19 protein-coding genes (1 of these 19 running past the window's edge) are annotated in these 22387 nt (G+C 32.4%); 6 read left to right on the top strand and 13 right to left on the bottom strand.

The genetic code is table 11. The annotated features are described in order from the left end of the window. Nucleotides 1-124, top strand: partial view of a type II CAAX endopeptidase family protein gene (locus tag H2684_RS00330; protein WP_243159234.1) — the end only. The gene continues 542 nt to the left of window position 1, outside the view; only the last 124 of its 666 coding nucleotides appear in the window; its start codon lies off the left edge, out of view; the stop codon is at nucleotides 122-124. Between the two features lie 337 nt (nucleotides 125-461). Here the strand turns inward: H2684_RS00330 and H2684_RS00325 are convergent, their stop codons facing one another. Both H2684_RS00325 and H2684_RS00320 read right to left on the bottom strand, forming a co-directional pair. Then, on the bottom strand, nucleotides 462-2366 hold the full coding sequence (locus H2684_RS00325) for an NAD(P)/FAD-dependent oxidoreductase (RefSeq protein ID WP_182087393.1): 1905 nt from the start codon (nucleotides 2364-2366) through the stop codon (nucleotides 462-464). A 147-nt stretch (nucleotides 2367-2513) separates the two neighbouring features. Further along, entirely contained in the window at nucleotides 2514-3017 is a 504-nt protein-coding gene (locus H2684_RS00320; RefSeq protein WP_182087392.1) for a MarR family transcriptional regulator, read from the bottom strand. A gap of 413 nt (nucleotides 3018-3430) precedes the next feature. On the opposite strand from H2684_RS00320, the gene H2684_RS00315 reads away from it, so the two are divergent. From H2684_RS00315 to H2684_RS00295, 5 genes are all read left to right on the top strand, one after another. After that, a complete protein-coding gene (locus tag H2684_RS00315; RefSeq protein ID WP_182087391.1) occupies nucleotides 3431-3898 on the top strand; it encodes a prolyl-tRNA synthetase associated domain-containing protein in 468 nt (155 codons plus the stop codon). Between the two features lie 103 nt (nucleotides 3899-4001). After that, nucleotides 4002-7331: a helicase-related protein gene (locus H2684_RS00310; RefSeq protein WP_347707496.1), complete on the top strand. Its 3330-nt coding sequence runs from the start codon at nucleotides 4002-4004 to the stop codon at nucleotides 7329-7331. A 9-nt stretch (nucleotides 7332-7340) separates the two neighbouring features. Next, nucleotides 7341-7997 (top strand): DUF4391 domain-containing protein, encoded by a 657-nt coding sequence (locus H2684_RS00305; RefSeq protein ID WP_182087390.1) that lies wholly within the window; start codon nucleotides 7341-7343, stop codon nucleotides 7995-7997. 13 nt (nucleotides 7998-8010) lie between these two features. Beyond that, complete coding sequence (locus H2684_RS00300; protein ID WP_347707495.1) at nucleotides 8011-8445, top strand: hypothetical protein; 435 nt, start codon at nucleotides 8011-8013, stop codon at nucleotides 8443-8445. A gap of 80 nt (nucleotides 8446-8525) precedes the next feature. Then, complete coding sequence (locus tag H2684_RS00295) at nucleotides 8526-10898, top strand: AAA family ATPase (RefSeq protein ID WP_182087389.1); 2373 nt, start codon at nucleotides 8526-8528, stop codon at nucleotides 10896-10898. Between the two features lie 72 nt (nucleotides 10899-10970). On the opposite strand, the gene H2684_RS00290 is transcribed toward H2684_RS00295, so the two are convergent. The 11 genes from H2684_RS00290 to H2684_RS00245 form a co-directional block, all read right to left on the bottom strand. Further along, nucleotides 10971-12551, bottom strand: coding sequence for a recombinase family protein (locus H2684_RS00290; protein ID WP_182087388.1), 1581 nt, complete (start codon nucleotides 12549-12551; stop codon nucleotides 10971-10973). Beyond that, nucleotides 12535-13893: a recombinase family protein gene (locus H2684_RS00285; protein WP_182087387.1), complete on the bottom strand. Its 1359-nt coding sequence runs from the start codon at nucleotides 13891-13893 to the stop codon at nucleotides 12535-12537. The genes H2684_RS00290 and H2684_RS00285 overlap by 17 nt, the downstream gene beginning before the upstream one ends. Nucleotides 13894-13941: 48 nt before the next feature. Next, nucleotides 13942-14100, bottom strand: coding sequence for an SHOCT domain-containing protein (locus H2684_RS00280; protein WP_182087386.1), 159 nt, complete (start codon nucleotides 14098-14100; stop codon nucleotides 13942-13944). Nucleotides 14101-14104: 4 nt separating this feature from the next. After that, a complete protein-coding gene (locus tag H2684_RS00275) occupies nucleotides 14105-14518 on the bottom strand; it encodes an RNA polymerase subunit sigma-70 (protein WP_182087385.1) in 414 nt (137 codons plus the stop codon). A gap of 87 nt (nucleotides 14519-14605) precedes the next feature. Continuing rightward, nucleotides 14606-15328: an N-acetylmuramoyl-L-alanine amidase gene (locus tag H2684_RS00270; protein WP_182087384.1), complete on the bottom strand. Its 723-nt coding sequence runs from the start codon at nucleotides 15326-15328 to the stop codon at nucleotides 14606-14608. Then, nucleotides 15328-15735, bottom strand: coding sequence for a phage holin family protein (locus H2684_RS00265; protein ID WP_182087383.1), 408 nt, complete (start codon nucleotides 15733-15735; stop codon nucleotides 15328-15330). Before H2684_RS00265 ends, H2684_RS00270 begins: the two co-directional genes overlap by 1 nt. A gap of 84 nt (nucleotides 15736-15819) precedes the next feature. Continuing rightward, complete coding sequence (locus H2684_RS00260) at nucleotides 15820-18288, bottom strand: glycosyl hydrolase family 18 protein (protein WP_182087382.1); 2469 nt, start codon at nucleotides 18286-18288, stop codon at nucleotides 15820-15822. After that, entirely contained in the window at nucleotides 18285-18866 is a 582-nt protein-coding gene (locus tag H2684_RS00255; protein ID WP_182087381.1) for a hypothetical protein, read from the bottom strand. The genes H2684_RS00260 and H2684_RS00255 overlap by 4 nt, the downstream gene beginning before the upstream one ends. A gap of 8 nt (nucleotides 18867-18874) precedes the next feature. Then, nucleotides 18875-19063 (bottom strand): hypothetical protein, encoded by a 189-nt coding sequence (locus H2684_RS12265; RefSeq protein WP_243159233.1) that lies wholly within the window; start codon nucleotides 19061-19063, stop codon nucleotides 18875-18877. A 14-nt stretch (nucleotides 19064-19077) separates the two neighbouring features. After that, nucleotides 19078-21600 carry a phage tail protein gene (locus H2684_RS00250; RefSeq protein ID WP_182087712.1) on the bottom strand — a complete coding sequence of 841 codons (2523 nt, stop codon included), beginning with the start codon at nucleotides 21598-21600 and terminating at the stop codon, nucleotides 19078-19080. A 5-nt stretch (nucleotides 21601-21605) separates the two neighbouring features. Beyond that, entirely contained in the window at nucleotides 21606-22379 is a 774-nt protein-coding gene (locus H2684_RS00245) for a distal tail protein Dit (protein WP_182087380.1), read from the bottom strand. Between the last annotated feature and the right edge of the window lie 8 nt (nucleotides 22380-22387).

Raw genomic sequence — 22387 nt, 5'->3', positions numbered from 1 at the left:
TCTGCTTGGTGTTATGTTCTGTATTTGCAGAGATAAGATTAAAAACTGCACTACACTATCTCTGATAATCATGCACGGAATTTATAATGCACTTATTACATTGTTCGTGGCAATATTACCATAAAGCTAATGAGCATAACACGAACAAGGGATAACTAGAATCACTTTGAAAAGAGCATTTCACATAAAATAGCTTAATTAACAGAGTTTATCTTGGGTTTAGGTATGTTTTCTAAAGTGTGAAATAGACTAACTATCATATAGTGTTATTGAGGCTGAGTTAAATAGTATTTAAGTTTATATATGTTGGGATGGTAGGAAATAAAAAAATACAAGCCATGTTGAATTGGTTACTTTGCTTACAAGAAAATACAGTTAGAGAATCTTGGAATATTAAGAAATTGATTTTATAATAATAAGGGAAATCAAACTTGACTTCCCTTAATTTGAAAAAATATATTTTATATTTGACTTGAAGCAAGGAATCCTTCTTTAACTGAATCTAATATTCTTCTTGGGCTATTAGCATCTCCAACAACATAAACTTCTTTAAATCTATCCTTAATATCCTCAATAATTGAATTATTGGATTTATATCCTGTTGCAATAATCACATTATCAACTTTAATCTCTTGATCTTCAAGAACAATCATGTCTTCTTTTATTTCAACTACTTTTGCATTTACATGTTGTTCAACTCCGTATTCATTTAATAATTTAAAGAGATGACCTATATAAGTAGCACCAATGTCTTTTGCTATAGCGTCCATCATTTCTATAATATGAACCTTTACTTTCCTATAAGCAAGGAATTTTGCAGTTTCTGTTCCAACGAGTCCTCCACCAATTATTGCAACAGTTTTTCCAAATTTGGCTTTTCCATTCAAAACATCTTCAGCCATTAGTACGTTTTGACATTCTATTCCTTTGATTGGAGGAACTGTTTGTGAAGACCCAGTTGCTACAACTACTGAATCAGGATTGAATTCTTCCAAATCTTTTGAAGATTTAATCTCTTTTTGAACAAATTTAATGTTTAATTTTAACATTTGGTTATATAGATATTCTTTAAAAATCATAAAGCTTTCCTTTTCAGGTGGAGAAGATAATATATCCATCTTTCCTCCTACTTTGTTATTCTTATCTATTAAAACAACATTATGTCCTCTTAATTTAGCTACTCTTGCAGCTTCTAGTCCTGCAGGTCCTGCTCCTATTATAACTACATTCTTTATCTTTTCTGCTTTTTCAATTTTCCTATCCATTTCATGTCCTGCTTTAGCATTTACAAGGCATTGAACTCCTTGACCTATAAAAACTTTGTCAATACAACCTTGATTACATGCAACACAGTATCTGATATCCTTGTATTCTTTATTTTTCATTTTAACTACTAGCTTTTCATCACTTATTAATCCTCTTCCTATTGCAACCATGTCAGCTTTATCATTTTCAATAATATCTTCTATTAGCTTTGCATTATTTAATCTTCCAGCAACTATAACTGGAATATTAATTTCTTTCTTAAGTTTCTCGGAAAATGGTACAATAAAGCCTTGTCCTATAAACATAGGTTGAATTGTATATTCTACTAAATCGTAACTTCCTGCTGACAAACTTATGGCCTTAGCTCCTGCTTTTTCTACTTCCTTGCATATAATTTTAACTTCATCAAATCCTAAGCCATCTTCAAGATATTCATCAACACTTATTCTTATTGTAACAGGCACTTTTTCACCACAGGATTTAATTATATCTTTTAAAACAGCCATTGGAAATTTCATTCTGTTTTCAAGGCTTCCTCCATACTCATCTGTTCTCTTATTACTATGTGGAGATAGAAAACTATGAAGCAAATATCCATGAGCAAAGTGAACTTCAATTAGGTCAAATCCAGCCTTTACACTTCTTTTTGCCGCTTCTACAAATTTTTTATGTATTTCTTCAATATCTTCTTTAGTCATTTCTCTTGGGTTATTTCCAAGTATTGCACAAGGAATAGCACTAGGCGCGATAGGTTGAATACCTGTTATTGATTCACTTGCCTGTCTACCAGCATGATAAAGCTGAGCACCTATTTTTCCTCCTGCATTATGAATAGCATCAGTCAATTTCTTGAGTCCTATTATATGACTATCTTCATATAAGTTTAACTGTGTAGGAAGTCCACGTCCCTCAGGAGAAATAGCTATAGAACCTGTCATAATGATTGATACATCATTTTTAGCTCTTTCAACTAAAAAGTTTATAAGTTTATCACTAACATCTCCACCAATTTTTGCAAGTCCATTTTCCATAGGTGCCATCATGAACCTATTTTTTAATTCTAAATTTCCTATTTTTATAGGTGTAAAAAGTTTTGACATATCTCTTCATCTCCATTTCTCTATTAAAATTATCGAGTAAATTTTATTGGCTAGAAAAATATGTAACCATTATCAATAAAATTCGTTAACGAATTTTATTTTGTAGTTTTATTGTATATGATTGATAATTGTATGTCAATAATTTTGTTATAATTTTAACATCATATTTGATGAAACCTGTAAATAATTTTTGAAATCAGTAGAGTCCTGATTATTCATAAGATCATAAATTTTTTCCAAAGTTTCTAGAAACTTTTCTATTTCTTCTACATCTAAACTCCTTAAAAGCCCCATAAATTTAACTGCCCTTTCAGTATTTACACTATCTTCTAGTATTTTTTTGCCTTTCTCTGTTATATATATTCTAATAGTTCTACTGTTATTTAAATACCTTTCTTTTCTCACATAACCTTTTTTCTCAAGCCTACTTACAAGGGCAGATGTTGTTGATTTGTTCCAAAATGCAATATTTCCAAGTTCATCTAATGTTAAACCATTGTCAAGATGTAGTATCCAAAGGGCATGTTGTTGTGTATGTGTCAAACCAACTTCATTTGCAACCTTCTCCCAATCTTTTTGACTTTTCATATAATTAGCTCTCATTAGGTTTAAGAATAGATTAAAATAGTAGTTTCCCTTGATTCTATCCAAATTAATCCCTCCAAAATAAAAATTATTCTAATATAATTGCTATAAAAATTTTTGCATTTATGCTGAATATTTATTGTAGTATCTTATATAAAAAATAATAAATAAAGATAAATATTCTTGATACTATTATAACAAAAATTATTATTATAACAGTCACTGGATTGATAATATTGCTGTACCAATGATATTCCCTAAAAAAATTAATATGTAAATTTTCAATTATATTTTATCTTTGTAGTTGAAAGTACTAATTTATTTCCCTGTAAGGAATATAATGAAAAAATAAACTATAATAAAGTAAATGCAACTAAGAAAAGATGTTCTGTTAATGTATTGGTTTATTTTTAAAATGTAAATATATGTGGATTAAAGGAGTATTAAATTATTTAGATAGGTTTTAGGAGGAATATAAAATGGAACTTTATGATTTGCTGAATTTACTTAATATAAAATATGATGAAATTGAACATAAAGCGGTGTACACCATGGAAGAAGTGTTACAGGAAAATATCACTGATCGAATTGAGGGTATCGAATGCAAAAATTTATTTGTGAAAAATAAGAAAAGATATTACCTGATTTTTATGGAGGGTAGCAAAAGGGCAAATCTCAAGGAACTGGCAGCATTTGTAGGAGAGTCAAAATTAAGCTTTGCAAGTACATCAGATTTGATGAGAATTCTTGGATTAGAAGCCGGTAGTGTAACTCCGCTTGGTATTATAAATGACACTGCTAAATTGGTTACAGTCCTTCTTGATAAAGACTTAGAAGGGAAAAAGGTGTTAGTTCATCCTAATGTTAATACAAAAACTATCTCTATGAAATACAGTGATTTGATTGCTGTTATAGAGTATACAAAACATCAGTATCGTATATTTTAATATTATTGTCTTTTGTGTAAAATAAAACTAAAGAATTAATAATATATGTATTATTTGTGGTTTATTAGGAATAGGATAGTATAATTGTATTATAGAATATTAAGTGCTAGAAGTTAGAACTGAAAATAGAAATATAAATATATTTTGTAATGTATTTTTTAGACTTAGCAGAGGTGTAAGTTTTATGGATATTATAAATAATGTTCAAAAATTTTTGGGGGATGATTTAAAGTCTACATTAAAAAATGGTTCAAAAGTATCTATTGCAGCATCTTGTTTTTCAATATATGCCTACGAATCTCTGAAAAAAGAATTAGAACAAATAGAGGAGCTTAGATTTATATTTAATTCTCCTACTTTTATAAAAGATAAAATAGAAAAGGAAAAGAGAGAATTTTACATTCCAAAATTAAATAGGGAAAGAAGTATTTATGGAACAAAATTTGAGATAAAGTTAAAAAATGAGTTAACTCAAAAAGCCATTGCTAAAGAATGTAGTAATTGGATAAAAAAGAAAGTAACTTTTAAATCTAATAAAACAAATGCCTATTTACAAGGATTTATTAATGTTGAGAACCATGACGAAAAATATACATATACTCAAACAGTAGGCTTTACAACAGTCGATTTAGGTTATGAAAGAGGAAATAATATATCTAATATAACAATTAAATCTGATGAATACAATATGACTAAAACCTATTTTCAGTTATTTGACCAAGTTTGGAATGATGATGAAAAAACGAAAGATGTAACAGCTGAAGTAATAGAATATATATCTACAGTATATAATGAGAATTCACCAGAATTTATCTACTTTGTAATACTATTTAATATATTTAAAGAATTTTTAGAAGATATAACAGAAGATCTACTTCCTAATGAGGCTACTGGATTTAAGGAAACAGAAATATGGAATAGATTATATAAATTTCAAAAAGATGCTGTAATTGGAATTATAAACAAGATTCAAAAATATCATGGTTGTATATTAGCAGATAGTGTAGGGTTAGGCAAAACTTTTACTGCCTTAGGGGTAATAAAATACTATGAGTTAAGAAATAAAAATGTATTAGTATTATGTCCTAAAAAGCTTTCAGAGAACTGGCTAACGTATAGAGAAAACTACACTAATAATATACTCAATAAAGACAGATTTAATTATGATGTTCTCTATCATACAGATTTATCTCGGGATAGAGGATGTACTAATGGTATTAACCTTGAAAGATTAAATTGGGGCAATTATGATTTGCTTGTAATAGATGAGTCTCACAATTTTAGAAATAATGATCCAGTAAAAGGTAGAGAAACAAGATATCAAAGACTTATGAGAAAAGTCATAAGAACAGGTGTAAAAACTGATGTGCTTATGCTTTCAGCAACTCCTGTGAATAATAAATTTAATGACTTAAAGAATCAGCTTGCTTTAATCTATGAAGGCAATCCTTCTAATATAAATGCAAAATTAAATACACAAAGAAGCATTGATGATATTTTTAAAAGGGCTCAATATTCCTTTAACAAATGGTCCAAATTTCCTAATTCAGAAAGAACTACAGATGCTTTATTAAATATGTTGGATTTTGATTTTTTTGAACTATTAGATAGCTTAACTATAGCCCGTTCAAGAAAGCATATTCAGAAGTATTATAATATTGAGGAGATAGGTAAATTTCCTAAAAGATTAAAACCTATATCTCATTTTTGCAATTTAACAGAAAGAAATGATGTCATTGGATATAATCAAATATTTAAAGAATTGTCAAAGTTAAATTTAAGTGTATATGCACCTTTTAACTATATTTTGCCAAGTAAGATGAGCTTCTATGAAAGCAAATATGATACTGTTGTTAAAGGTGGAATAGGCAGTTTAAAACAATCTGATAGGGAACGAAGTTTACAAACTTTAATGAGAATTAATCTATTAAAAAGATTAGAAAGCTCTGTGGACGCTTTTAGAATAACCTTATCAAAAATGATAGATAAGATTAATATTGCTATTGAAGAAGTTGATAAATTTAATAATTATGCATCTAATGAAATTATTTCTTATCAAGAAATAAATAATATAAACTTTGATGAAGATGATTGGATAGATGATGAATTTAGTATAGGGGATAAGATAAAAATCAATCTTTCTGATATGGATAAAATTTCATGGAGAGAAGACTTAGAACATGATAGAAATATAATAAAATATTTACTTAAAGAGATGAAAAAGATAACACCAGTTTTTGATCAAAAACTATATACCCTAAAGAATATCATAAAAGAAAAAATTAATAATCCAATAAATAAAGATAATAAAAAGATAATTATATTTACAGCTTTTTCCGATACAGCTGACTATTTATATAATGAAATTTCTAAATATGTAATGGATGAATTCAATCTCCATACTGCAAAAATAGTAGGTTCTGATGCCAATAAAACTACTTTAAATATAAAAAATGATCTAAATACTATTCTCACTTGCTTTTCTCCAATATCAAAGGAAAAATATTTAACTATGCCTCATGTAAAAGGGAAAATAGATGTACTTATAGCTACAGATTGTATTTCAGAGGGACAAAACCTTCAAGATTGTGATTATTTAATAAATTATGATATTCACTGGAATCCTGTAAGGATAACCCAAAGATTTGGACGAATTGATAGGATTGGTTCTAAAAATGACGCTATACAATTAGTTAATTTTTGGCCAAATATGACATTAGATGAGTACATTAATCTTAGAGAAAGAGTAGAGAATCGAATGGTTATAGTCAATATGACTTCTACTGGAACTGGGGCTGATAATTTACTTTCAAATAAATCTACGGATTTGGAATATAGAAAAGAGCAATTAAAAAAGCTGCAGGAAGAAGTACTAGATTTAGAGGATATGAATACAGGTGTTTCCATTACAGATTTAGGTTTAAATGATTTTAGAATAGATTTAATGAATTATGTAAATCAAAATGGAGATCTTGACAATGTGCCCTATGGTTTACATACAGTTATAAAGGCAAATGAAGAAAAAGAAATATATCCTGGAGTAATATTTGTATTAAAGAATATAAATAGTGATATTGATGCTAATAAACAAAATGCTCTATATCCATTTTATTTAGTATACATAAATTATGAAGGAAATGTAATTGTAAATCATTTAAAAGTTAAAAAGATATTAGATGTTCTAAGAATCGGATGTAAAGGGGAAGATAAACCTATAAAAGAAGCTTATACTGAGTTTAACAAAGAAACAAAAGATGGAAAGAAAATGGACAAGTATTCAAAATTATTGGAAGATGCAATAAAATCAATAATAAATACAAATGAAGAATCAGATATAGATAGTTTATTCACTTCTGGTGGAACTACTGCATTAATAAAATCTATAAAAGGATTAGATGACTTTGAATTAATAGCATTTGTAGTTATAAGGTAGGTGAAGTCTATGCTTAATATACCTGATAGAGCATTGTATAACAGGCAAATACCAAAAAATAAATTTTATGCACAAATAGGTGCAAATACAAAACTCAAAAGAAAGTTTATAAATGAAATAGAACAGATAATATGGAAATACAAACTATCAAAGGATACAGTAAATTTAGAACCTGTTAAAGGAGTAGAGGAGATTCAAATATTTGAGATAATTTTAAAACAAAAATATATTTCTATAGATGTACTTGAAAATATAGATCGGGTAATTCCTTATCCTATACTATTTATTTTAAGATGGGACAGCAGTATAAAGATAGTTATAGCATATAAAGAGAGGAATAAAATAGACCCTAATAAAATGATAGTTAAATCCTATTATCAAACAGAATGGATGAAAGAAAATCAAATACAGATAGATGTATTGCATGGTCTAAACTTAAAAGATGTATATGATAATATTTTAAAACAGTTAATTCCCATAGAAAGTACATTTCAGGATAATATAGAAGAACTAATAAAATTAGACAAAGAACAAGAAAAATTAAAAAGATATATATCAAGGTTAGAAAGTAAAATGAAAAAAGAGAAGCAATTTGACAGAAAGGTAAAATTAAATATAGAGCTTAAAAAGAAGAAAAAAGAATTAGAAAAGCTTGTAGGAAAATAAAGGAGGACATAATATGGACAAGTTAAAAATGAGCTCAAAGGATATAACTCAAGAAAATATAGAAAAGGTAGCTGATCTTTTTCCAAATGTAATTGTTGAAACAAAAGATGAAAAAGGAAATATTACAAAAGCTATAGATTTTGAACTGCTAAAACAGGAGTTAAGTAATGAAATAGTGGAAGGAAATAAAGAAAGATATCAGTTGACATGGCCTGGAAAAAAAGAAGCTATAGTTACAGCAAATACTCCTGTAAATAAAACTTTAAGACCAGTTAAGGAAGAAAGTCTTAATTGGGAAAATACAGAAAATCTATACATAGAAGGAGATAACTTGAAGGTTTTAAAACTCCTTCAAGAATCTTATTTAAATAAAATAAAATGTATATACATAGATATAATCTTGCAGAGATTGATACAATTTAATTATCCTAAAAGTTACTGTGCTTAGGGGGGTGCAAAGGCAATAAGGGGTGTGCAGCAAAAAATGGAGCAATACTGACCTTAGTAATACTGTAAAGGGGGAACGAAATGGGAACAACTATTAAAAACATGACGGGCATTAATATATCATCTAAATATTTTTCAACTCCCACATTTTTAGAATTTTTCCCAAAGCATTCTAAACCTCAAAAAAACAATCGGGCGGCATTAGTTTATGGGAATAATGGTAGTGGTAAAAGCACAATTGCCCATGGCTTTAGGGGGTACAAGAGTCATGATACTTCTGAGGATATAAAATTACAGTTCTTCAAAGAAAACGACAAAATTGAAACAACAGATAAATATAATAGAAAAAATATTTACATATTTGATGAAGAGTATATTTCTTCTCGTGTTAAAGTTAAAGAGAATGGTCTAGATGCAATCGTATTATTTGGAGAGCAGGTTGATTTAGAAGAGAGAATAAATAATATTGAGGAAGCAATTAGTCAAAACGAAATAAAGATTGAAAAATTAGAAGAAGATTATAAGATTTTTTTAGACGAGGACAGTCCACAGTCTCCAAAATACTGGGATAAAAAGATAAATAACAAATTAAAAGAGGCAGGAGGTTGGGCTGAAAAAGGATCGAAAATAAAAGATCAAAGGCGAAATCTTTCTGTAACTAATAGTGAAATTAGTAGGATAGGAAATCTTTCTGTTATTAGAACTTTAGAAGAATTACAAGGAAAATTTGATGAGGATTTTATACAATTCACTTCAACTGATGTTCAATCATCTCCTATACCAAACAAAGTAAAATTAATTTTTATTACAGAAAACATTGTAGAAAGTTCAAAATTACTTCTTAAAAAAAATATAGATAAACCAGAGCTAACTATCAGAGAGGAGCAACTATTAAGTTTATTTGGAATTGAGAAAGCAACTAAAGTAAAGGGTTATGTATCTAATAAAACTAATCTTATATGTGAAAGCTGCTTCCAACCAATTGAAGATGCCTATAGAGAACAAGTTTTAAAAGAAATTGAAAGTATATTAAACCAAGAAATTAAAGAATTTAAAGAGGAGCTAGAAAAATTACTTCTTACCGAGGTCGCATCTGTTAATTATGAAGAATATAGCAAGCTAAAATCATATAATAATGTGTTTAAGAGCATAGACGAATATAATGTGACAATTAATAAACATAATTCTATAATACAAAAGAAAATTGATGATCCCTTTACAGTTATAGAATATGATATAGAAACTAATGCAATAAAAGATATTTATGAAAAACTAAATCAACAATTAACAGACCTAGAGGTAGAACGTATAAATTATAATCGAGTCATCGAAGAACGTTCTAGTGTTGAAGAAGAACTTTTAAAATTAAATGATGCTATTGCTCACCATCATATCAATGATATGTATTCTACTTTTAAAATCCAGGAAGAAGAGAAAACAAATTTAGAAAAAGAAATAAAAGAATATAAACAGATATCAATTGATTTGAAAAACAAAAAGATAGAACTAGATTCTCAGCGTAAAAATTTCCAAGTTGCTTCAGGTGAGATAAATAAATCTTTGAAATATATATTTTTTAGTGAAGATAGATTATCTATTGACCCAGGTACAGATCAACTTTATAGAATAAAAGTTAATGGAGACTTTGTGTCTCCTAATAAGGTTTCTTGTGGAGAACGAAATGCACTTGCTTTATGCTATTTTTTCACAGAAATTGCAGAAGAGATGGATGAAAAATCCATATACACAGACGAGATGCTTCTTGTAATAGATGATCCAATCTCAAGCTTTGACATAGAGAACAGAGTAGGTATTACATCCTTATTAAGATGGAAATTAGGACAGGTACTAGAAAGTTGTCCTCATAGCAAAGTTCTTATTATGACACATGATATAAGTGTATTATTTAATTTACAAAAAGCATTGAGTGAAATATCAGGTATTTGCGAAAAGAACTCAGTCAATGCAGAATATCGTTTGTTTCAGTTAGAAAACAAGGAACTAATCGAATTTCGATATAATAAACATAATGAATATACTCAATTGCTAGAAAAAATATATCAATATGCACTAGGTGAAGATGTTAATGATATTTTAGATTTATCTATAGGAAATATGATGAGAAGAGTGTTGGAAGCTTTCTCAACATTTACTTTTAAACTAGGAATTAGTGAAATTAGTTTAGATGAAAAAGCATTAGAATTGCTTCCTGATGAAGGCACAAAAACTTATTATAAAAACCTGATGTATAGACTAGTATTAGATAATGAGAGCCATTCTATGGATAATGTAAGAGGTGTACCTGAATTAGGTTTTTTTAGCTATCTATCCCCAAATGAAAAACGACAAACTGCAAAAGATGTTTTATGTTTTATTTACTATTTGAATGAAGCTCACCTAATATCTCATCTGCCTAAAGCAAAATCAGATTTAGAGAAATGGTGTTCAAAGTAAAAATACTATAAAATTATAATTAAAACTCCCCATCGTTAATCTATAGTAAAGGGGAGTTTTAAGGTCGTGATATTATAGTTCTATCCCATTTTTAAAGGCAACCTGAGTTTTATCTTTTTCATAAACCGTTATATGCTTGACTAAGCTATTCCAGAGTAGAGGATTGAATTCGGTTATTAAGTCTTCTTGGTTTCTTAGCTCATAAAGGAAAATTTCAAGGTTTTTATGCCTAGTTGTTTTATCTTTAATCTGTTCAGTTACAGCTTCCAATGTAGTTTTAGTGGTATCAAACTTTTCTACGAGGCTATCATATCTTCTTTGATATTCTTCTTGGTCTAAAGCTGTATGGGCATTTTCATTAATTATATTTTGAATCATTTCAGCTGTAACTTCGAGCTCGTTTTGAAGTTCAGTCTTTTTATTTTCCAAATCTTCAGTATCAAATAAGGTTGCTTTCATAGTCTCAAAGTTTGCTATAATCTCATCCTTATCAGTTAGTAATTCATTTGTAGCTTTTATAAATATATCTTTAATTGTATCTTCATCAAGGTGGGGAGTTTCACATTTTTTGTTACCGTTAAACTTATGGTTGCATTGCCAAACGGTACGGCGGTATTTGCTATTTGAGTGCCATACTTTTGAACCGTACCAGCTTCCACATTCGCCACATTTAATTTTTCCTGCAAATATATGTGTTCCACTATGTCTATTCTTGCCTGCTTGTCTGGCTTCAAGTTCTCGTTGCACCATGTCAAATACCGCAGGGTCAATAATGGCTTCGTGGTTATTTTCTACATAATATTGAGGAATTTCTCCCTCATTTACTTTCTTTTTCTTAGTTAGAAAGTCAACAGTATAGCTTTTTTGTAGAAGGGCATCACCTTTATATTTTTCATTAGTTAGTATGCTCCTAACTGTGCCAGCACTCCAGTTTTTCTTTTTAGCTGGGGTGAGAATGCCTTCTTTAGTTAATTGTTTTGCAATGCCATAAGGGGTCATGCCTTGAAGGAACATCCCATATATTCTTTTTATAATGGGAGCCTCTTCTTTATTTAATACTAAGTTTCCATCTTCACCCCTGTCGTAGCCTAAGAACCTTCTAAAAGGAACACAAACTTTGCCATCTGCAAATCTCTTTCTTTGTCCCCAGGTAACATTCTCTGAGATGCTACGGCTTTCTTCTTGAGCAAGGGAGGACATGATAGTAATTAATAATTCACCTTTAGAATCTAGTGTCCAGATATTTTCTTTTTCAAAGTATATTTCAATTCCTTTTTCCTTAAGCTGTCTAACTGTTGTAAGGCTATCTACTGTGTTTCTAGCAAACCTACTGACTGATTTTGTAATAATTAAATCTATCTTGCCATCGAGGGCATCAGCAATCATTCGTCTAAAGCCTTCACGGTGCTTAGTATTGGTAGCAGAAATGCCATCATCAGTATAGATATCTACAAATTCCCAATCATCTCGGCTTTTAATGTAATTAGTGTAATAATCAACCTGTGCCTCATAACTAGAAACTTGTTCCTCACTATCCGTTGAAACACGAGCATAGGCAGCAGTTCTTCGCTTTTTCATCTCATTAATAGGGGAGGAGGTAAATCTGCTAATGGTAGCAGGAATGGTTGTTACATTTCTATTTGTTTTTCTCATCTTTTAACCACCTACCTTTGTTTCCAGTAGCATGTTTATTACCTATTTGGTACTCAGCCCAAGACTCACGCCTATCATCTGTCCAGCAATCAATTCTTGCTGTTGATTGCCATTTTTGAGTTATAATCTGCCCATCATAGAAATGAATGATTAGTTCATCTTGCCCTTTGACCACAACTTTTTCTACATCTTCAGTGAATGTTTCTTCATCAAATTCTTCTAAACTAAGGGCTATAGCGAGATATTTTTTAAGCATTTTTTCTGGTACATCTTTAGGATGGCAGTGAGCGATGCCCTTTTCACTTTTTGTCCTGCAGGTCCAAATATAGTAGACCTCTTTAGCATTTTTTCTTTGCCTTTTTCCACTTCGCCTATAGCTCTTTCCACAAATGTCACATTTAATTTTGCTAGTGAAGCAAGTGGTCTTTATAGCCTTGTTAGCAAAGACTCCTAGTTCACGTCTTTTTGCAACCTCAGCTTGAACCTGATCAAATATTTCCTTTTCAATAATAACAGGATGAGTATTCTCAGCATAATACATGGGAAGTTCTCCACGGTTTATCTTTGTTTTCTTAGTGATATGGTCTTCAATATAAGTTTTTTGTAGCAGTGAATTTCCCGTATATTTTTCCTGTCTTAAGATGGCTCTTATGGAGGTGTTTGAAAAGTGCCCACCTGTATAAGATTTAATTCCCATCTCTTTAAGTTGCTTTTCTGTATGTTCAGCTGAGTAGCCCTTGAGGAAATTGTCATAAATAAGTCTTATAACTTCAGCTTCTTCTGGGACAATATTAAACTTTTCACCATCCCATCGGTATCCGTAGATACAGAAGGAATTTACTATTCCTTTTTGGAAGCCTTTACGAATACCCCATTTAACATTTTCACTAATAGAGCGACTTTCTTCTTGTGCAAACGAGCCTAGAAGGGTGAGCATAAGCTCTCCATCATCACTTAGTGAATTAATATTTTCACTTTCAAAGCGAACCTCAATTCCAAGCTCTTTTAGATACCTTACTGTTTCCAGTAAATCTATAGTGTTACGAGCAAACCTTGAAATTGATTTAGTTAGAATGATGTCTATTTTACCTTTTTCACAGTCCTCAATCATTCTTTGAAACTCAGTACGATTGTCTGTTGTTCCAGTAATACCTTCATCTGCATAAACACCTGCATATATCCATTCCTTGTTTTTTTGGATAAAGGAACTGTAATGACTTATCTGAGCAGACATAGAATGGAAGGTACGACCTTTTTCTTCTGAGACCCTAGCATAGGCAGCTACCTTTTTTCTTTTTGGTAGGATAGGTAGAGAAGGCTCTATCTTCCTAACTTTCTTCATTTAATCACTTCCTTTCCTTACTATACATCACTTACAAAGCCAGTTAAGTCAAGGTAATATAGCAATTAAAGGAGCTAATTTAGGTTGATATTTTTTAAGCATTTCATCTTTAAATTGGTCATATTCACAAACTGTGATTAGTCCTTTTTCAAGCATAGATTTGGCAATAGCCATAGTGATCCCATAATCTTTTTCTGTTTGAAACATTTCCTCACTTATGCATATCACCTCCAAAACGGTGGCTGATATAACAGGAATGGCAGCAATACTTTCTTTTAGAATTACCGTAGGCAGTGAAGGGCTTACCACAATTTGCACAGGAGAAAGAATAAATGGCTTTCTTATTTACCATCTCAGGGTGGGCATTCCACCACTTAACACGGCATATATCACTACAGAATTTCAAAGGTTTCTTACCTAGAACTTGTTTCAGTTCTTTCCCACAGTTTTTGCAAAAGGTAAGGTCAATCTTTTTATTCCCTTTTCCAACGTAACCGCCTAGATTGTTTCTTCTACAAAAAGACTTAATTGTATTTATTGAGATGCCAAGAGCATCAGCAATTTTTGAATAACTGAGTCCTAGTTGTCTAAATTCTATAATCTTTTCTTTTTGTAATTCATTCATGGATTTACCTCCCTATGAGAGGCAAAAGAAAAACCCCTCACTATCTAAAGGACAGTGAGGGGGAAAATCCGTAGTAAAAAAATTTAATTATTCAGTTTTTATAAAGGCATCAGTAAAACCTGCAGCCTTAACCTTTTTCAACATAGCATCAGCATTAGCTTTAACAGCATATGCTCCTACTTGAACTCTATATAGTTTAGTAGGGGAGGATGATGGGGGAGATGCAGGTGTCTTTTTTGAATCATTTTTGCAACGTAATGTTGCTTTAACATCTGCCCTAAAAGTATCCATACTTTTACCGTGCTTTGGAAACCAATTTCTAGGGTCGCTGTGGTTACTGGCTATTCCTTTTTGATGTCCTTCATAGTGTCCAATGATATCTTTTTCAGTAAGATTATAGAGCTTGCAAAGATGCACACATAGTTCGACAGCTTCTTTATAAACCTTATTAAAGTAGGTAGCATCAGTATGATTATCTTCACAGATTTCAAAACCTATATGCGTATTGTTAGCATCACCACCTGCATGCCATCCTCTATGATCCCAAGGCAGGGTTTGATAAGTGGCAATAGACCCATCCTTAAGCTTGCCAATAAAAGCATGAACGCAGACTTGCCTGCCATCTGGTCTATCTTGATTCCAGTGATTGTTATATTGATTTTTACCAAGGAGTCCATCATCTGGCCCCACATACCTTCTAAGATTAGGATTGTTTGCACCAGTAGAATGAACCATAATTCCTTTAGGCTTAATCTTTCTTCCAGCCTTATAACAAGCATTATTAGTAAAAATAAGTTTTCTTAAATTCATTAATTTTTTCCCCCTTTATTGTGTAGCTGAGCTAAGACATCTTTTAATTTCTCTGGTATTGGAAGTCCAAGTCTTGACGCATTTTCAAGCATGGAAACTCCCTCATTAGAGCAGTAGAAAAAGATAATAGCAGTCCTAAGCACATTTCCGTCCCCGATAAGGTTTGTATCGATGATATGGCCAATCCCAACTAAAACAAAGATGAGCACCTTCTTAAATATCCCTCTAAATCCAACTTCGCTGGATAGAGTTTTATCTACAATGGCACACATAACCCCAGTGATATAATCAGCCACCATCAAAGCAACTAAAGCATATAAAAACCCATCAAAACCTCCGAGAAACCAGCCTAAAAAGCCACCGAGGGCTGTGAGAGCAACTTGTACCCAGTTCCAAATTTCCTTCATACATACGACCTCCTAAAAATAATTTTGCACATAAAAAAAGAGCATCTGCAGACCTTGCAAATACTCCTAAATAGATATTTATTGTTATATTTGTTTAGGGAGTGCCTCCCAAATCCTCATATCTTCTTGACCTAAAGACCAGATGGCAATTCCTCTAAGCTTCCACCTATAAGCAGCTTCGTTTGACCAGTGAACAAGACTATCTACATCTTGATAATAGAGAATAGAAAAGCCATCAGCATCACCAAGGAAAAGTCTTGATAACCAAATATTGATATCCTTTGGAATAATCTTGACGGTATAATCATTTCCACAGCTAAGAGGTAAAAGTTCTGAATGGAAGAAGTCGTAGTCCATAGAAATGTCTTCACTTCTCGTTGCAGATTCTTCTACATCACTATTAACAGTAAAAACTTGAAACTCATTATCCCAAGTTACACCAGTTCTATTAAGTCTTCCATACTCACTTTTACTCCCATCTGGAAAGACGACATCAAATCTTTCATATGGCTCATAAGTCCATGAATCGCCCATTCTTAATAGTTCAGAAAGAATTCGACCATCAGAGCGAACTCCAGCATAACCTCCAGTAAAACCACTAAGATTTGCTGTGAAACGGAGGATATTACTTGCTCCTGAATAAACTCTTACTCTATTACCTCGTATCCTCATTTCAATGGTATACATCCTTGGGTTAGAGCGAAGTTCTGATGATGGAGTTTTAGATATTTCAGTATTATAACTACCAAGTAGGGATGATCCTTTATACAGTTCGATTCGCTGGGTGTTATAATTTAAGCAACAGAAAACATCACCACAAAAAATCCCTGCCCTGCCACTAGATTCTTCAGTAAAAGCGATTCTAGCTCTTAGGTGGATATCAGAGAAGTTAGTGTAATTCCATGCAAGTTGTCCATAACCGTCAAGCTGAGAATATGGCCTGTTTGAAGTATCATTAGGGTTTTTCCATACATTCCACTCACCACTTAATGTTTTCCAATAGCTAGGAAGGAGTGGATTAGGATCTCTAAAATCTTCATACCAAACAAGTGCTGAATCTGGTTTTCTTCGAAGAACTTCTGTTGTTAATCTAAACCCTCTATCTGGCTCAGCCATTACACCATTAACGTCCTTAAACTTTCTAGGTGATAAGGTAAACTCAGCCTCACCAGCGAAGGGCTGTTCTTTAAAATTAGAGCAGACACGAAATCCATAAAATAGTACCCCAGGAACTCCAGTAGTTATGCTCACAGTATGCGTACCAGCTGAAAGAAAGACACTAGATGATAAAGAGAGCCAACAGGTAGAACGCCAATATGGCCACCATAATCTATTTTCAGTAAAATTTTTACTTACTCCATTAAGGGATATATTGATGCTATTCTTATCCCAAAAGGGAAATAAGATGCGAACAGCCACATCATATGTTCCAGAGTTAGCAATATTAAATTCATATTCAGCCTCACCATCTTCACCAAGGGTTGCTGAGCTAGAGGATAGAATGACTCCTTCTGAATAGGTATCAGGGTTTGCCCCATCACGGTCAATATAGACCGTACCAAATTCTACTTCTTGCTCTTTACTATAAGCAGTTAAATATCTACGTCGGTTATAACTTTCTCCAAGGAGGGGATATGTTCTACTTGTTGCATCTGGCCCTTCCATATAATCGTATACATGGGGTAAAGCCCATGGCACTTTATCATAATCATCCCAATAAGCGATAATTGGAATCATGGGCTGTGGTGGACCATCGTCTGTAAAATTATATCCTCCAGTCATCCAAAGCTGTGCCGCATAATAGGTATTAGAAACTCCACGATAAACATTACCTAGATTTGCAGGTGAATCATGAATTCGCCAGTTCCAACCATATGCGGGTAGTCCTAAAAATATCTTTTCTGGTGTCATAACCCTAGATGCATAATTATATATGCCTTCTAGCCAGTCCCTAGGAGATACTGGTCCAGGAGCAGAACCTGCCCATGCCATACCATAACTCATGATAGCTGCGGTATCACAATATGGATCTAAGTCCCCATAAACACACCAGTTCTCGCCACCAACAGAACCTTGAACACTTGTCATTCCTGGTAAGCAAATATTAACTAGTTTTGATGAATTATAAGCTTTAACAGTATTATAAATATCTCGAAATAGAATATTGGCAGCATCTTTATTTTCATATCCGCCGCCACGTTCTAAATCAATATCAACTCCGTCACACCAAGGGTATTTATTCATAATACGGATAATCTCAGTTAAAAACTTGTCTTTTGCTCCATTAGTATTATTTCTAAGGGCTGTAAAAATTGATGCTGTACCGTGATTCATAATAGTTAAGAGCCATTTAATATGTGGCCATCTATTAATATAAGGTAGCATACTTGAAATACTTGTTCCTGTTTCAGTTATTGTTCCTGTAATATCTACTTCAAAAGTGAAAATGCCTACTGTATCTAAACGGTCACCATATTCTCTTAGTGCCTCATACATACGGGCATTGCCCATGAAAGACCATACCATACACTTTTTACCTTGAAGAAAATTCATAGGCGTTCACTTCCTTCTTGCATTTCTTGAAACTCAAATAAAACCCTTGCAGATTTACCATCCTCAAGCGTTACTATATGCTTACTATCACCTGCTGCTGTATATTGAAAAAAGCCCTCTTTCTCAGTAGGGCTACCATTTTTAAGACACTCTCGTGTTGATGCTTTTATTGAAATCTCATCATCTTTATTCACAGAGGATTTAAGATTTAATCTGTGAGCACCAGCACTTTGAGATAATTCAATACTACCACTAGCCATGTTTTGAATAGGGTATATATGACAATCAAGACCTGCTGATGTACTGCCTAAATTAAAAAGGACAAGTGTTTCTTTACTTCTCACAATACCGTTATAAAATCTAACAGGAACAATGGTGCCATCCACACGATATTTTTTAAGCATTGTTTCTGTATTAGGAGTATAGCCTGTTAATTTATCACCTTCTTGGATTTGAATATCTGTAAAGTATACCTTTCCTGTGCAATCAGTAATAAAGGGTTTTACAGCTATACTAAATATCTTTTTATTTTCTTTTAAATTAATAGTCTCAGAAAACCTTGTAAAAATAGCTGCCATTTCTTCACCTACCCGTCAAGTGTCCATTTGATTTCTGAAACATGACCAGCCCAACCAGTAGCAATGGAGCCGCCTTGTAAAAACAAATCTGTAAAATAAACAGCCCCAGTACAATCAGAAACAAATAATCGGATAGTCAGAGATTTAATTCTTTTACTAGATGAAATATTATGGGCTGTCTGATTAAAAAACACCATTACAATGCTCCTTCCTAAAATAGTTCAATAAGTCTAGTTTCAGTTGTTCCATCTTCATATTCAATAAGGACTTCAATTCCTACTTGACCATTCGTACCTTTTTGAAGATTCTCTGATGCTACTTGAGCAGATATTGTATAACTTCTTCTATTTGCAGGATAAACAGTCTGAGATAAACTCTTTGTCATACCTAGAACTCCCTCAGCCATAAATGAAGCATCTCCCGACACTCCATTATTAGGATCAACAGTAAAGCCTGAATTAAGCCAGTAACTCATACCATCATCTGCTCTTGAATTTCTTAAATGGTTAAAGGGTACTAGGTCTTTGACTTCTTGCCTATCAAGTACATCAGTAGAAGATAAAACATCAGCTGCCTTATCCCACTGGGCTGAGGAATCACCAAGTTCCCTAAGCTTTGTGGATAGCTCCAGTATTGTTTTCCATGGCTCTTGTAGATTATATTGCCTACGAATAACCCTAGTCTTTACATAGAGATTTAATTCCTTATCATGAACTGTTACAATATCTCCTAAATTCCAAGCCTCATGCTCATAACCAGTTAGAACGGATAAGTCCATAGCTGATAGGACATAGGAAATTCTAGGCTTAGCATACTGACCTAGACGCATATTGGCAAACTCAAGCATCTGATAGGGGTTAGTAAAGGAGGAGGCATCCAGAGTTCCTACCCTTACTTCAGATGAATAAGAAAAATCTTCTACATACTCCTTATTTCCATTGATTGATGCAAAGGTCATCCCATCTTTCCCATACACATAAAGCCTAGTAATAAGGCTTCTTGTATCTACGACTCGCTCTATACTTTTCATATTCTTTTTATATGAAAATAGTGCTCCGCTATCAGTCCCACCAAAGGTCAAAAGGTGGACGAGGCGATTAGCACTATCAAAAATTAAATCACCACCATGAATATTTTGAGTAGCCCTAAGGATAGATAAAGCATTCTTTTCTGTAGATTGCCAAGTTCTCTTTGTAGTTACCGTGACATTTCCTACTGACCAACCTGTTCCAAGTAAGGCATAATTCATAGGAGCATCAGGAGTTTCAGCAATAAAGTCTCTTGCTTCTTTTTCTGTACTAAATGATAAATCATAAAAGGCAGCTTCTGCATAAACGATAGTTACTACTTTGCCATCAGAACTCTTTTCATCTTTTATAGTCCTTATACGATAGACATCATTTACAATTTGAACTTGCTTTTCATTATCTAATGTTTCCCTTTTAGGGTCATGGAAGGGAAGTTTAAATTCTAAAATATCAGCACCGTTTACTTCACTTGTAACTAAAATATCAAAAGCATTATCAAGTACCGATTCCCATGCTCCATCAGAATTTAATACTACTGGCCTTGCAAAACCTAATTTTTCATAAGGTGGTCTTGGGATATCATGAAGCTGTATTTCTAAAAGTTTAGGAGTCTTACTTGAATCCTGTGTTGTTAATGTGATCCTGTAACGAATATAAGCTTTATTTGGTGATTGCAACTCACCACTTGAACCAATGGTCTGCCATGCAGTCCAGCTATCCAAATCATCTGAAGTAGAAGTTTCAACTAAACTTATAGAAGTTATTCCTGCAGTATATTCACTTGTTACAGAAACCCTGCCAGTTCCAGAAAGATTACAAAGAGCCGCTGTTGTATATAAATTTCCACTTGAAGGATAAGAGCCATCAGTTTCTTTTAATAAAACAGCTCCTGGTTCTTTGATAGCATCTACATCTGAGGAACTATCTCCACCATTAGCAAGCAGTGAAGATTTAAAATAAAAAATAAGATCATCCATATTTAAGTCAGAATCTTTTTCATAAAACCAATCATCAAAACCACCAGCGTAATAATAAGTATTTGCATGCATCCCCATTACAATATCTGCGGTGCAAGATTTATTTAATTCACCAGTAAAGCTCCTAATTGGAGATTGCCAAACAGCCCCATCACTACGATCACAAAGTAAGTTTTGTACTTGTTTATTATTTACTTCGATAATGGAAGCAAAGAAGTACCAACCGTTGTTCTTTAGAGTGATGGGAGGTGTTTCTGATTGATCATAAATCAGTGTTCCCGAAGCATTATATAGCATCAATCGTGGTCGCCCTTGATATAAAGATACATAAAAGATTGGCTGACCAGGACCCTGTCTAGTATTAAAAATGGGGATAAAGGTCTGACCAATGGAATAAGTGGTAGGGTTTATCCAACCACCTACAACTATTTTTTCTCCTAAATCAGTAAAAAAGCCACCATCATTGGTAGCTATTAAATGAGTTTTTTCACTTGTTGGATTAATGATGTTTTGCCTAAAAAACCTGCCTAGTCTACTTGCAGGAAAAGATGCAGATGTTCCTGACCAAGCTGACACATAAAAGTCTCTGTTAAATCCAGAGGCATCTGCAATCATATTATTACTATCTGGTGCAGTTTCGTTGAATCTCCAAAGAGCCACAGTTTTATTACTAACAGGAAATTCTCCTGTAAAGTCTACTTGTGAAGTCAATACTGATTTTATAGCCAAAGTCATCACCTCCAACAGCTATTTGCTAAAATGTTTAATTCTGAAAAAGTTGCATTATTGGTGTTTATTATAATTTCATTACTTCCTTTATTTAGAATAGGGAAATTAAGTTCATCTAAAATAGGCAATCCATTTCTTAGTGTATTGCCGTTTAAATCAGTAACTTTTGCAGTCAGCAATAAACTATCTATGACTAAAATTTCATTTGAAGCTAGTCTTCCTATAAGCTTTAATTCTTCACCATTTGTAGTGATTGTCACAAAAGACGATGATGAACTATCAATATTTCCTTTTAGCTGATAAATAGGGTAAGAATTAATATTTCCTATATTTCGCACTAATTCATGAGAGCCTGTTGTAGAAAGAGCAAATTGCTCATCTGTTATTGCATAGCCATTAGGGTCTGGGCAAATAAATGTTAGTTCAAAGGAGCCTGCACTACTTAATATTCTTTCACAATCTATTTCCGTATTTAATCTTGCTAAAAAGAATCTATCAGGCACATCATCTAGAACTAATTGTTTTAGCCCTTCCATAGGATTTAACCATGCAGATATATCATCTAGTACTTTTACTAGGTTTTCAAAAGTTCTTTGAGGATAAATATTGCAAGAGACCTTAATATACCTTTCAGAGCTGTCACATCCAAAATCAGCAATACCCACTTTACCAGGAACAATCTCATAGGAATTTCTAAGGGGAGGAGATGCTTGCCAGCTTGTAAGTCTCGCTTTTACTTTCATGTTTTTAGAATGAATACCATTATACATAAAGCCCATACATCAAC

This window comes from Clostridium sp. cel8 (genome assembly GCF_014050525.1).
In the GTDB taxonomy this organism is placed as follows: Bacteria; Bacillota; Clostridia; order Clostridiales; family Clostridiaceae; genus Clostridium_B.
This window is presented reverse-complemented; position numbering and strand designations above follow the sequence as displayed.

Excerpts from the sequence above, each read along its gene's own strand:
- H2684_RS12265 (WP_243159233.1), bottom strand. The coding sequence starts at position 19,063 with ATGGTGTTTTTTAATCAGACAGCCCATAATATTTCATCTAGTAAAAGA.
- H2684_RS00325 (WP_182087393.1), bottom strand. The coding sequence starts at position 2,366 with ATGTCAAAACTTTTTACACCTATAAAAATAGGAAATTTAGAATTAAAA.
- H2684_RS00285 (WP_182087387.1), bottom strand. The coding sequence starts at position 13,893 with ATGAAGAAAGTTAGGAAGATAGAGCCTTCTCTACCTATCCTACCAAAA.
- H2684_RS00300 (WP_347707495.1), top strand. The coding sequence starts at position 8,011 with ATGGACAAGTTAAAAATGAGCTCAAAGGATATAACTCAAGAAAATATA.
- H2684_RS00275 (WP_182087385.1), bottom strand. The coding sequence starts at position 14,518 with ATGAATGAATTACAAAAAGAAAAGATTATAGAATTTAGACAACTAGGA.
- H2684_RS00245 (WP_182087380.1), bottom strand. The coding sequence starts at position 22,379 with ATGGGCTTTATGTATAATGGTATTCATTCTAAAAACATGAAAGTAAAA.
- H2684_RS00255 (WP_182087381.1), bottom strand. The coding sequence starts at position 18,866 with ATGGCAGCTATTTTTACAAGGTTTTCTGAGACTATTAATTTAAAAGAA.
- H2684_RS00315 (WP_182087391.1), top strand. The coding sequence starts at position 3,431 with ATGGAACTTTATGATTTGCTGAATTTACTTAATATAAAATATGATGAA.
- H2684_RS00265 (WP_182087383.1), bottom strand. The coding sequence starts at position 15,735 with ATGAAGGAAATTTGGAACTGGGTACAAGTTGCTCTCACAGCCCTCGGT.
- H2684_RS00260 (WP_182087382.1), bottom strand. The coding sequence starts at position 18,288 with ATGAATTTTCTTCAAGGTAAAAAGTGTATGGTATGGTCTTTCATGGGC.
- H2684_RS00270 (WP_182087384.1), bottom strand. The coding sequence starts at position 15,328 with ATGAATTTAAGAAAACTTATTTTTACTAATAATGCTTGTTATAAGGCT.
- H2684_RS00290 (WP_182087388.1), bottom strand. The coding sequence starts at position 12,551 with ATGAGAAAAACAAATAGAAATGTAACAACCATTCCTGCTACCATTAGC.
- H2684_RS00305 (WP_182087390.1), top strand. The coding sequence starts at position 7,341 with ATGCTTAATATACCTGATAGAGCATTGTATAACAGGCAAATACCAAAA.
- H2684_RS00295 (WP_182087389.1), top strand. The coding sequence starts at position 8,526 with ATGGGAACAACTATTAAAAACATGACGGGCATTAATATATCATCTAAA.
- H2684_RS00280 (WP_182087386.1), bottom strand. The coding sequence starts at position 14,100 with ATGTTTCAAACAGAAAAAGATTATGGGATCACTATGGCTATTGCCAAA.